This window comes from Enterococcus thailandicus (assembly GCF_001886265.1).
GTDB lineage: Bacteria > Bacillota > Bacilli > Lactobacillales > Enterococcaceae > Enterococcus_B > Enterococcus_B thailandicus.
In genome coordinates, this window is record NZ_JXLE01000024.1 from 17,473 (window position 1) to 30,258 (window position 12,786).

Below are 12,786 nucleotides of genomic sequence, written 5' to 3' on the forward strand. Positions count from 1 at the left end.
CTCTTTTCGATTATTTTTGAACATCTTCTTCATAGTCGCCATTTACACAGACAACCTGTTTGCCACCTTTAACTTTCTTCTCAACCAAATATTGATCACATTTCGGACAATTTCTGCCCACTGGTTTATCCCAAGAAGTAAATTCGCAATCTGGGAAACGAGAACAACCATAAAAAATTCTGTTTTTCTTGGATTTACGTTCAATCACTTGGCCTTCATGACATACGGGACAAGTAACACCGATTTCTTTCACGATTGGTTTGGTATTACGACATTCTGGAAAATTACTACATGCGTAAAATTTACCATATTTTCCTAATTTAATCACCATTGGATGCCCACAGACATCGCAATCAAATCCAGCTGGTTCATCTTTGATTTGAATTTTTTCCATTTTTTCTTCTGCATTACTTAATTCTTTTTCAAAAGGTTTATAGAAACGATCAACTACTTGGACCCAAGCTTCTTTTCCTTCTTCCACTTTATCCAAGTCATTTTCCATTTCCGCTGTGAAATGGATATCAACGATTTGAGGGAAGAATTCAACAATTAATGAGTTAACGATTTCTCCTAGCTCCGTTGGTTCGAAACGTTTTTGTGTCAGTTTGACATAGTAGCGGCGTTGGATCGTATCCAATGTTGGCGCATAAGTTGATGGACGACCCACACCGTTTTCTTCTAATGCTCGAATAAGCGTTGCTTCACTAAATCTTGCTGGTGGTTGCGTAAAGTGTTGTTTGGGTTCGATGTCCACAGATTGAACAATGTCTCCCTCAATTAATTCAGGCAAGATGTTTTCTTTGTCTTCTTTACCATCATCGCGACCTTCAACATAAACTTGCATGAATCCTTTGAACTTGACCTTTGAACCATTGGCAATAAAGATGACACCGTTTTGGTCTAGAGTAACTTTCATTGTATCTAAAATCGCTGGTGTCATTTGACTGGCAACAAAACGTGACCAGATCAATGTATATAATTTTAATTGGTCTTTATCTAAATATTGTTTGATTTCATCAGGTGTGCGCAAAACACTAGTTGGTCTTACTGCTTCATGGGCATCTTGTGCGCCTTGAGCATTTTTTACCTTTTTATTTCCGTGAGCAGAGAATTCATCACCATATGTTTCTTGGATAAATGAAGCTGCTTCTGCTTTGGCTGTGTCAGCAATCCGCGTTGAGTCGGTACGCATGTAGGTAATCAAACCAACTGTTCCTTGTTTTCCCAATGCGATTCCTTCATATAGTTGTTGTGCAACCATCATTGTTTTTCTTGTGCGGAAATTTAATTTACGTGCAGCCTCTTGTTGTAAACTACTCGTAGTAAATGGATTGGCTGGATTTCTTTTACGTTCTTTCTTTTCAACTTTTTTCACTTCAAAGTCTTGACCATCAATTCTAGCAGTGACTTCTTTCACAGCTTCTGCATCTGGTAATTTTTTCTTCTTGCCATCGATTCCCCAGAAGTTTGCTTTGAATTTCTTACGTGCCTTTTTAAAGTTTCCATCGATACTCCAGTATTCTTCTGGAATAAATTCGCGGATTTCTTGCTCACGATCAATGATAATTTTTAAAGCAATAGATTGAACGCGTCCTGCACTTAATCCTTTTTTCACTTTACGCCAAAGGATTGGACTAATCGAATAGCCAACCAATCGGTCTAATGCGCGGCGTGCTTGTTGTGCATCAACTAAATCCACATCGATTGAACGAGGTTCTTTAAACGCAGCTTTTACAGCATCTTTAGTGATTTCATTGAAAACGACACGATTTTTGTCTTCAAGATCTAATCCTAATAAATAGGCTAGATGCCAAGCAATCGCTTCTCCTTCTCTATCCGGGTCACTTGCGAGATAAACTTTCTGCGCTTTTTTAGCCGCAGATTTTAAACTTTTAATAACATCGCCTTTTCCTCGGATAGAAATATAATGAGGTTCATAATTATTTTCGACATCAATTCCCATTTTACTTTTTGGTAAATCACGAATATGGCCTACACTTGCCATTACTTTATAATTTCGGCCCAAATATTTTTCAATTGTTTTGGCCTTTGCTGGTGATTCTACAATCACTAAATATTTATATGCCATTCTTGAATGGACTCCTTTCATTGTCGAGTTCCTACTATATATACTTATACTAGAGGTTTCCTACAAATCGTAGCTAATCATATCCATTCAGAAATCGTTTGTCAAGGAAAGCAAATGGGAAATGTGATGTTATTCTTTCAATTCTGCTAAAATATCCTGTCCTGAAATCGTACAAATTGCCCCATCTTGAATGAGGTGATGACAGCCTTCAGAGTGTTCTGTTAAAACATTTCCAGGGACGGCAAAAACAGCCTTGCCTAAATCTAATGCTTGCTGTGCTGTTATTAGTGAGCCACTCTTTTTCCTTGCTTCGATTACACAAGTACCCAGTGATAAGGCAGCAATGATTCGATTTCTCATCGGAAAGCGGTGTCTCCTTGGTCCTGCTTCTGGCGGATATTCACTTAACAGCAAATGCTCCTCAGCAATTTTCCTTTGTAATTGTTCATTTTCTCTTGGATAAAATTTTTCCAAGCCTGTTCCAACAACAGCAATCGTTCGTCCACCTTCTTTAATTGCCGCACAGTGACTATATGTATCAATTCCCTTGGCACAGCCACTCACAATCACGTAACCCTCAGCAATCACTGGACGTAAGAGCTGAAGAACTGTTTTCTTTGCAAGAACTGACGATCGTCTTCCTCCAACAACGCTCACCATTTTATACGTCAATAACGATAGGTCCCCTCGATAAAATAATAGAATGGGAGGATATGTCAAATTTAATAATTGTGAGGGATAGCATGGGTCCAAACAAGTAATATACTGTTGGTTTTGTTTGATTGTTTCCCAGTGATTTTCGACCTCCAACCAGCTTTGTCGAAACAGTTCACGATGAATCGTAATAGAGGCAATCTTACAAATCTCTTCTATTGTTAAGCGTACTTCTGGATTTGCCAATAAGTACTGAAGTATTTGCCACTTTCCCTGGCTACTAATCCCTTTTGCGTAAGTCAAACGTAATAAATATTCTTTTATTTTTTCCATAAAAAAAATCACCTCTTGCTTTCTTTTTAATAAGATACGCAAAAGGTGTGTTTAAATTTTTATAAATATTTTTTGACTGGAGCAAATGTCCGACGATGAATTGGTGTAATTCCTTGTTTTTCCATACCAATCAAGTGTTCTTTTGTTCCATAGCCCGCATTGTGACCAAATCCATAGCCTGGATACAATTGGTCATAATCTGCCATCAAACGATCGCGATAAACTTTAGCAATGATGCTCGCTGCAGCAATCGAAACAGAGCGTGCATCTCCCTTGATTAGTTTTTCTTGTTGAATGGGCAAATCTAATTTCATCGCATCAATCAACAAGTAGGTTGGCTGGACAGTTAATTTTTCAACTGCTTGAATCATTGCCAACTTGCTTGCCTCATAAATGTTTACTTCATCGATCACTTTTTCGTCAACAATCCCGATTCCAATAGCCAAAGCTTTCTCTTGAATTTCCTGATAAAGTAATTCACGTTTTTTCTCAGATAGCTGCTTAGAGTCATTTAAGCCAAGAATTTCTTCATCTTTCGATAAGACAACTGCTGCTGCAACGACAGGGCCAGCTAATGGTCCACGACCAACTTCGTCAATGCCAGCAATCCATTGATGACCATTGGCATATCCTTGTTTTTCAAAAACAAACATTTCTTGATACTTTTCTTTGATTTTAGCCTCTTTTTCAAGCCGCTTTGCTAAAGAGTTGAGTGCTTGTTGTACCCCTTTTCGCGGATCTTGCTTCAAATATTCAAGTGAAGGATCAGTCAAGGAAGTGATTGTTGTTAATTTTTCCTTAATGGCTTGAATCGACTCACTCATTCACTTCTTGCCCCATTTCTTCACAGCGATCTAACGTGTAGCGACCTAATCTGCCATCTCTGATTTCAAACACAACTAGTTCACTTCCACGAGCGTAATCATCTCTGAAGCCTCTTTTAGCCGTGACCGCCATCAAAATTTCTGGCGCAAGACCCTGCTCCTGCTCTTCTGTTAAATGGTAACGTTCTTGAATTCTTCCTGGGTAATAACGGGCAAAGAAGTCCAAGCCATAGATGGCCAAATCATCTAAGTGAAGTAATTGATCTTTGATTGCACCAGTCAATGCCAGCTTTTTCCCAATCTCTTCATCTTCAAACTTAGGCCAAAGAATTCCTGGTGTATCTAATAATTCTAGTTCCGTTCCATGACGTAACCATTGTTGCCCTTTCGTCACTCCAGGTTTATTCCCTGTTTGTGCAATTTTTTTTCCAACTAAGCGATTCATTAATGTCGATTTTCCAACGTTAGGGATTCCTAAAACCATTGCTCGAATTGCACGGGGTTTCAATCCTCGAGCAGCATCTCTTGCTCTTTTTTCTTTTAACACTTCTTTGGCGGTCGGAATCAGTCCCTTCACGCCCTTGTTTTCTTGTGCATTGATTGCTAATGCAGCGTGACCTTGTTTTTTGAAATATTCTTGCCACTGCTTTGTTTGTTGTGGATCAGCCAAATCAGCTTTATTTAATAAAACGATACGTGGTTTTTGTTGAATAATTTGATCGAGCATCGGGTTTCTTGATGACAACGGTAAACGCGCATCCACTAACTCAAAAACGATGTCAACGTATTTCATTTTTTCAGAAACTTCACGACGAGCTTTCGCCATGTGTCCCGGGAACCATTGTATGGTCATATTATGAAGTCCACTCCTTTCATACCAAGGTTTTAAAGGCCTTGATTTATAGAAATTTAGGTAAAATACTATGCATGGGACAAGCATGGGACAGTTTAAAGATCGCCCTTCAACACTAGATTGTCTCCATACGTTATCTTGTAACCTAGTGTCTTTCGCATTTTACCATAAATTGTTTCAATATCAAATGCTTGCCATTCTTCACTCAAATCACTACTTATCTTCTGAATAATGTTATTCTTTAAATGTCTAGTTTGGTATTCTGGGGGAATCCCCAAAGCTTTTTTAAAATCTTCAAGAGTAAACTCGATTACATTTTTATCTGTATTTTCTCTCAAAATCTTATTGAGCTTACTTGAATATTCACTACAGAAAACCTCTGGATAAAAATCGAGTGGATTATCTTTATCTAACCAATGATCAAGAGCATTTACAATTCGTGTTGTACCTTTATTCGAAGTTTGAGCATAAACGTTCATTGTAGTTCTCAAATCTGTATGTCCCGCATGAGATTGGATTGATTTTGGATCAACTCCATCACTATCTTTTAAGTAAGTAATATTAATAAACCTAAAAGAGTGAGGAGTAATATTTTTAACCCACTTAAAACCATATTTACTTTCGCAGTTTTCTCTTAAACCATCTTGAATTCTATGAATAAACGTTCGATATGATTTGGAAGTAACTGGCGCACCGTTTAACGTTCTGAATATTGATTCGGTTTGTACATATGATTTCCACGGTTTTATTTGATATTTCTTATCTAGCTGTTTGCTTTTTTTCATAGCAGCAAGTAAGCTCTGCAAAGCTACCTGGGACAATCCGACTACCCGTTCAGATTCTTCTGTTTTAGGTGGACCATACTCAAATTTCCCCTTACCAGTTTGAATTAGATTTTTCGTTACTGTTATTCTACGATTTTCAAAATCTACATCATCTGCTGTTAAAGCTCCTGCCTCTCCAATTCGAAGTCCAGTATTCACTAAGAATAAAGTGAGATGGTAATAAACTGGATTCACCGATTTCTTAACCTCTGTTAGGAAAGCATTTAGCTCATGTGGTTCGAGATATTTTAGTTTTCTTCTTATTTTAGGTTCCATTTTCTTTTCTCGAGGTAAATTCAACTCGACAACAGACATGGGAGAATAAACTAAAATACGATGTTTTACTGCATATCGAAAGATTTTATTTAGAGTACTCTTAATATGAATCATCGTAGAATAGGAACTATCGTATTTTTTTTGATAATCAGTTAACAATTTTTCGAGTAATAATGGTGTGATACTTTCAACTAAAATATCACCATCAATTAAATCCTTTACCCTTTGAATCACTAACTTTTCTCGTTCTAACGTTCTTTCGTTAACACCAACTTGCCAATGTTCAAACCATTTTTCAACAAGTTGAGAGAAACGTAATATTCCATCTGGTCGGACATATTCATATTCCTCTAAAATTCGATCTATCTTGTCTTCTAATTCACGTTCAGCATTTCTTTGAGCTTTCCGAGTGCTACCAGAATAAGTCAGGGTAATTTTTGTTCTCTTTCCAGTTAAAGGATTAGTATATCGGCTAATGCATTGATAATTTCCACTTGGCAATTTTACATGTGATGCCATATCAAATCACTCCTATAGGTTGGTGTGATATTGATTACAAAAACATGCAATAGTTCTCCTCCAGTTACTATTTTATCACACCAACTTTCTTTTAACAGCGACTTACCGGTAATTGGTTCTTTGCTTATATTTCAAAAATTCGTGAAATCCATTAATGTTTATCCAAACCAATTTTGGAGTTGGGTTAATGACGTATTTTCTAAAATCCTTGCTTCTTCTCATCTCCATCAACCAATGACTCAGCGTATTGATATTCAGATGTTCATATCTTTTCATTAACCCTTTTTTGTTAGTCCACTCTGTCTCTAAATCTTCATCTTTAGTAAGTTTCATCAGAAAGTTCAATTCCTTTCTATTTAAATGGTACATACTATACACAACTAAATTACCTTCCTATTTCTTTTTTAGGCAACCAGAATCAATTCGAAAGGACTCCAATCTATCAGCTGCTCTGCTAAAGCACATAGGAATTTCACCTCCCCCCAGTAATGGCGGGCCAATTTGGTTACGGAAGTATCATTATCTAGTTTTCATCTTTACATTTCACTATTTCTGTCGCTCCGATCATTCGCTCCTCCTGGCGTAATAAAATGTAAGATTAAAAAACTAACGTACTGATAGATTTTATATTCAAATTTCAATGAACATGGCTTTTCAGCCTATGATAATCTTCTAGAAATGAATCTAAAAAACTTCCATAGAATGAAAATTGGAAAGAGGAAGGCACTACTAGCGACTGACATCAAAGGTCAGGATCTTTTCAATCAGCTTGGTTTCCAAGTTTCTACGCAAAAACTCATCAACATAAACGGGCGATATAGAACCAACTTCATAGTTATTTCGCAATGAAAGTCTGATAATATACTTCTGATAGTGTTGAAGAACCTTCGTGATTGCCACCGGCTCCCCAGAAACTGCCGAAACAATTGTCTCTACTTCTAATGAAGAAACCGCCTTGTTAGTGTCATTATTCATAGCTTTTTTCCTCCAAATACTTCCTTAACTCTTCTTCGGCTTTCCTTCGTTGGTACCACACACCACCAACACTCATTCCAATTACTTCCCCTATTTCACGATCGTTGAATCCCGCAAAATAATAAAGTAAGATAATTTTTCGTTTGGGTTCGCTGAGTTGATGAATTGCTTCTGCAACATCGAGATTTTCGACTAATAGTTCCATGCCTAGAGCTAGAAAAACCTCACTATTCTCTATAGAAGTATTTTTGGCTTGAAAAGATGTTAAAGCTGATTCTGGTAATTCAGTTAATGAGACTTGCCGTTCTCGAAGTCTGGCGTATTGCTTTTTGATATTCCGTGCTTCATTTCGAATGACTGTTTTACAAAAGCTATCAAAAATTTGTACAATGCGGAAATCCAATGAATCTTCCATATTCTTTCCTCCTCATGTTCAAACGAAGATTTTTTAACTCATTGCTTTCCCCTTTCCACTACTAATACAATTTGGACAGGTAGATTTTTCGAAGAATCGGAATTTTTTTCAAAAAAATAGCGCACAGACAAATTTGTCTATACGCTTCATAAAAAAATTCATAATGAACATTAGTTTAGTTAGCAACAATAAATAGATTTTTTAAAAATTATCTAGTTATTGTTTTGTAGAACGTGTTCGAGTATTGCCGCTGCTTTTCCTTCAAACACGCATTCTTGGTAATTATCCGTTAGATTATCTTGATTCAATAGAATCGTAACAATCGAATCATTGTCACTGATTTCCTCGTCTTCTTCCTTGAAGGCCGCAACCTGCTCCTCGGACAAACCTAAGTCGCCAAACTTCGTCCCCGACCACGTGCCATCATCGCTTTTCCCATAGGCCGCTTCCAGCTTCGTCAAAGTCTCCGCAGCTTCCTCCTCTGTCGGCATATAGCGCAACGTCACGCCAATCAAGCCAAAGCCCGGCTCAAAGACCAAGTCCGGAGCAGCCATCCCCACTTCTGACTCCATGGCACTGGTAAAAGAGAATACCTGATATTTTTCGGGAGTGACATCCAGCGCCGCCTCTTCCGCATCCAAGTCTAAGGCCTCCATAGCCTCATCTTCTCCCATCCCCCAACTAACATCTTCAAAAGGTGGCGTCCAGTCATAGGTCACATCCTCGGGATCCTCCTGGGTAGAGCAGCCACCTAAGAAACACACTGCCAACAAGCCTAACAAAAGTTTTTTCACATTCACTCCTCCAGTCAAAATAAACTCAAAATAAATTGAAAGAACACACAATAAGCAACTACTAACATGAAATTAACCAAAATAAGATTTCTATTGCGAAAAAGGTGTCCCTTTTTATGACTAATTTCCCATCTAGAATCCCCCCAAGGAAGCTTCGAGGGGAAATCACTGCCGTAAAAATAAATTTTTCCCAGTTTCACTGAAAAAACATTGGCAGCTCGTTCATTCACAAGACTGATTTTTGATAGGGCAAATGTACCGGATTTGCCTCCTAACTGGTAAACAAGAAAATCATCTTGAATTTGAAATGTAGGAAATGGTTCGCTAAAAGTTGGTGAACCTAATAATACATCACGTCTCCTCTTATTCGACAGTGAAAGAAACCAACTGTATCCGCCATTAATTGCCAAAAGCAATACGATAAATACTTTTTGACCCGTTGGTAATAGGATTGGCAAAAAGAAAGCAAGTAAAGCAATCCAATAGATAGTTAAACAAAAACAAATACACCAAAACTTAGTCAGCAAAACCGCTACGTCAGAAGTAGCGACTTCTGTGACGTAGCGAAAGTTATAAGATAGATTTTTATCTTTTCTCTGTACTTTTAAGGTCTTTACACGATTTTGCTTTTCCTTTGGACTATCTATCAAATCACGCCACTGTGCTTCTTTCATTATCTCTTCTTTTTGGACAGGCAAATGCAATTGAAGTTCACTAAAATATATAAAGACATAATCCACACCTACCACTATTTGATCTCTATGTTTAGATAGCATTTCTAAGTCCATAGAAACTTCACCCTCGATAAACCGAAAATATAATTTTTCCTTCTCCACTACAGGCTCCAAAAAAATTTCCTTTAAAAAAACAAGATTTCGCTTAATAAATCGTTGTTCTATTAAGATGCAAGGTAATAGTGGAAACCCAATCCAAATAAATAATAAGACAATTTTAAATGTCCCAAAAAGCGCATCTGGAAAAAATAAAAATACTAGATTTGCAACAGAGTAAAGTACCACAATTTGGAGAAGTTGATACTTCAAAAATTGCTTGAATACATTATTCGATTTACGCAACTCTTTACAAGCCTGTTCATTCTTCATAGGTTCAACCTCTCCCCAAAATTATTTTTTCCTAGTTGGCAGTGCTAGCATTCCAAAAAAGGCAATGATTTGTTTGATTGCTTCCGTAGCCCCCGCAGCTATTATAGTTCCTCCACTGCCCACAATTAAGGCCCCTAACAACAACCCCAACACAAGAGACGCTGCTATTACCGGCACATTCTTCATCGCCTCATCAACAACTTCATCAATTCCATCGATATCAAAGAATCTTGCATGGACTTCAATCTCAATCTCAGCTGATACCGTATAACTAACACCATTATAATCAAATTCTTTTGAGTTTACGATTACCTTAATAGAGTAACTACGGTCCGATTTCAATTCTACTTCAAATGACACATCTTCATATCGGATTCCAGATACAAAACCATCTATAGCATTCTCAACATAACTAGTATTTTCGATACCATCAATATAGTTATCTAATTCGAGTTTTGCCTTCGGAGATAAAACGCCATTTTCTACTTCAAGTACTAAACTTGACTCTCCAAGAACTGACAATTCATTCATAAATGAAATCGTAACATCAATATCTGCCGGAAGAGTCCATAAACTAAATTGATATTCTTGTCCTGCCCTTATCTCTTCCCCGATTAAGCTTTTATACCCTAATAAATCTGCAAAACTATCTAACATCGACAATCCATTAGTTAATTGCGAAAAACCTGTATTTTTTCCAGAAACAGCTACCTTATCTATTAAAACATTTCCAACACCAGAACCAATTCCGCCACTTGGTTCATAAAACTGATCAAATGCCCAATTTTCAGGCTGAGGAAAGCCGAGATTCCCTGAAAAACCACTGGACATATTGGAAACAAAAATAGACTTTAATGATAATATTTCATTGGACATGGCTTTTTCAACCGTAGTACACACGTTTCTTGTTCCGTAAATACCGTAGTGATAACCAGAATCATACATTGCTTTCATAATACCTGTAAAATAAGGAATAATATATTCTGAAATTTCCCAACCTTGACAGTCACAATCGACTGCAAAATATATTATTTGTCCTTCTGGTATTCCTAATCCTCTAGCAGCTGATATCGCTTTTCTAGCATCTCCAACTCCTCTAGGTTCTGAAAACAAACTAGGTTTTGGGATATAAATATTATCTTGAAAGATTGGAAAAATATTAATATCGTTTTCAAACAATAGTAAACATTCTTCCCTAGTAAGACCTTTTGGAATGAATTCTCCTCCAGCCGTACCGGTAAGATACCGTCCAACTATATCGTATCCATTTTGTTTAAGAGTTAAAATTTGTGTAGCAGTTAATTGTTGTGCCGTATCGCACCCTGAAGCAGCCCTTGATGTATCTCCATTTGACTGTAACATCGATAATAACGTCCGCAGATCTGGCATCCCACTCTGAACTTCTTTTAATTGCATAAAATTTTGAAATTCACTGATAATTGATTTTGTATCAGAATCAAGATTTCCTGTGAAAGGGACTGTTCCATAAAAGATATTCTGAACATTTTGATACAACGCAAATTGAATAAGCAATACTAGATTAGGATAATTTTCTAAGTCTTGATTATAACATTTTAAATAATTTGCTCTTGTACCATCTCCAAAATATCCATTAGCTATGTCTCCAATGCCGATTTCTACTTGAATTCCATAAATTAATGCCGTATTGGTAGCACGTTGGTAAATTCCATCGCAAGGAAGAATACCCGTCCATTTGTAATATTTTCTATTAAGTGTTTGCTGAATTTGCCTTGTTTCACTAGTTCCAGGCTGTACAAGAGTAAAGGCACTCATATCGAATAATGCTTTAGCTCACATAGACGAGAAAGTAGCATCAGGATTTTCAAAACCAGCCTGCGACTTAAGTTGTTTCATGCCATAATCAGTATATACGTCAAAAGTATCCTTAAAGGAACCTGTTCCAACTCCTTTGCATCTCATAGCCCCTTCCATAAGCTTTATAATATTACTTTTTTTTCCCTCAAAAAGTATGGATGGTACCTGTTAATCCCATTTCTGCTGAGTTGTCGTCCCAAAGTTATCTGCATACGCACGAATGCCTAGTTCGTGTTGTACCCCACGAATTAAACCATAAATCGTTGTCCAACCTGTTTTTCCATCTTCTGGAACTGAACCCCACCCAGAAAAACCACTGTAAGTATCATTTAGCCATTCCTGTACTTCTTTTACCCAAGGATCAGCCATAACTTTCTCTCTCCCTTCAATAAAAGCCAGAGCGGGCAGCGGCCTCTCTGGCTTTAGTTATCGCATTCCACATCCTTTTTAATAGCCTGTGTATTTATATGTTCTATTTTCAAATCTTAGTACATTTGGTTCCCCCGCTTCATTGGCAGGATATTCTTTTACTGAATCAATGCGGTATTCCGTTCTCCACCCAGTGTTGTATCTAACTTCAGTAGTTGAAAAAACTTGTTCTGATTGAAGAACCCATGGCGAACTAGCATTTGCCCGTATAAAAAAGGCTTGTGTCTTATATTTAAGATTTGCAACTTTTATTCTAGGCTGAATTCCATCCTCAACAATTTCTGGGGTAAATTGAACAAAACCATTAAATAACAACTCTTTTGAAGATGTCGACTTAACACTTGTTTCTTCTGCATTACTTATTGCTGGTGCACCTAAACTAATTAGTAAAAGTAGTGTGCACACTGGAATAAATGCCTTTTTCATTTTAAAACCTCCCGTATCTATTTGATATTTTCTTAAACAACAAATTAATTAAGAATATAGGTGTATCGAACATAGTAACTTCTTGTACTTGGTGTTCCATCCTGGTTATACCAAACTTCTTCATCATATGGATTTTTTACAGCAGTAAAAGAAGTTTGATATCTAATCGTTGTAGTACTCAATGTTTCAGAAGTCCAGTTAACCCATCTTCCACCTACGTATTTTTCTCGTATAAATTGAAGGTACGGAACTTCTGCAACTTTTATTCTCGGAGATACTTCTCCAATATTCTGGTTAACGGCAGCCTCGCTAACATCAGGAACCCCAATTAACACTGACAACATTGATGCTGCAACAACGGTGGATAATAAAATTTTTTTCATTACTAAACCTCCATTTGTTTGTTTGGATTTGAGTCAATATCTTGGACACATTT

General features: G+C 37.1%; 13 protein-coding genes. All 13 read right to left on the reverse strand.

Going from position 1 to position 12,786, the window contains the following annotated elements; translation table 11 throughout:
* Positions 1–10: 10 nt before the first annotated feature.
* A complete protein-coding gene (gene topA, locus RV17_RS12250) occupies positions 11–2,089 on the reverse strand; it encodes a type I DNA topoisomerase (RefSeq protein ID WP_067484998.1) in 2,079 nt (692 codons plus the stop codon).
* A gap of 129 nt (positions 2,090–2,218) precedes the next feature.
* Complete coding sequence (dprA, locus tag RV17_RS12255) at positions 2,219–3,076, reverse strand: DNA-processing protein DprA (protein WP_071869356.1); 858 nt, start codon at positions 3,074–3,076, stop codon at positions 2,219–2,221.
* A gap of 59 nt (positions 3,077–3,135) precedes the next feature.
* Positions 3,136–3,900, reverse strand: a complete 765-nt coding sequence (locus tag RV17_RS12260) for a ribonuclease HII (protein ID WP_067484993.1) — start codon at positions 3,898–3,900, stop codon at positions 3,136–3,138.
* Positions 3,893–4,753 (reverse strand): ribosome biogenesis GTPase YlqF, encoded by an 861-nt coding sequence (gene ylqF, locus RV17_RS12265; RefSeq protein WP_067484988.1) that lies wholly within the window; start codon positions 4,751–4,753, stop codon positions 3,893–3,895. Before ylqF ends, RV17_RS12260 begins: the two co-directional genes overlap by 8 nt.
* Positions 4,754–4,848: 95 nt before the next feature.
* Entirely contained in the window at positions 4,849–6,372 is a 1,524-nt protein-coding gene (locus RV17_RS12270) for a site-specific integrase (protein ID WP_067624262.1), read from the reverse strand.
* A gap of 729 nt (positions 6,373–7,101) precedes the next feature.
* Positions 7,102–7,347 carry a helix-turn-helix domain-containing protein gene (locus RV17_RS12280; RefSeq protein WP_010826047.1) on the reverse strand — a complete coding sequence of 82 codons (246 nt, stop codon included), beginning with the start codon at positions 7,345–7,347 and terminating at the stop codon, positions 7,102–7,104.
* Complete coding sequence (locus tag RV17_RS12285) at positions 7,340–7,762, reverse strand: RNA polymerase sigma factor (RefSeq protein ID WP_010826048.1); 423 nt, start codon at positions 7,760–7,762, stop codon at positions 7,340–7,342. Before RV17_RS12285 ends, RV17_RS12280 begins: the two co-directional genes overlap by 8 nt.
* A 212-nt stretch (positions 7,763–7,974) precedes the next feature.
* Positions 7,975–8,556 carry a hypothetical protein gene (locus tag RV17_RS12290; protein ID WP_071869357.1) on the reverse strand — a complete coding sequence of 194 codons (582 nt, stop codon included), beginning with the start codon at positions 8,554–8,556 and terminating at the stop codon, positions 7,975–7,977.
* A gap of 14 nt (positions 8,557–8,570) precedes the next feature.
* Positions 8,571–9,659: a hypothetical protein gene (locus RV17_RS12295; protein WP_071869358.1), complete on the reverse strand. Its 1,089-nt coding sequence runs from the start codon at positions 9,657–9,659 to the stop codon at positions 8,571–8,573.
* 21 nt (positions 9,660–9,680) lie between these two features.
* A complete protein-coding gene (locus RV17_RS12300) occupies positions 9,681–11,453 on the reverse strand; it encodes a glycoside hydrolase domain-containing protein (protein ID WP_071869359.1) in 1,773 nt (590 codons plus the stop codon).
* Positions 11,454–11,663: 210 nt separating this feature from the next.
* Complete coding sequence (locus tag RV17_RS12305; protein ID WP_071869360.1) at positions 11,664–11,864, reverse strand: hypothetical protein; 201 nt, start codon at positions 11,862–11,864, stop codon at positions 11,664–11,666.
* Positions 11,865–11,942: 78 nt separating this feature from the next.
* Positions 11,943–12,350 carry a hypothetical protein gene (locus RV17_RS12310; protein ID WP_071869361.1) on the reverse strand — a complete coding sequence of 136 codons (408 nt, stop codon included), beginning with the start codon at positions 12,348–12,350 and terminating at the stop codon, positions 11,943–11,945.
* A gap of 44 nt (positions 12,351–12,394) precedes the next feature.
* Entirely contained in the window at positions 12,395–12,733 is a 339-nt protein-coding gene (locus tag RV17_RS12315; protein WP_010826055.1) for a hypothetical protein, read from the reverse strand.
* Between the last annotated feature and the right edge of the window lie 53 nt (positions 12,734–12,786).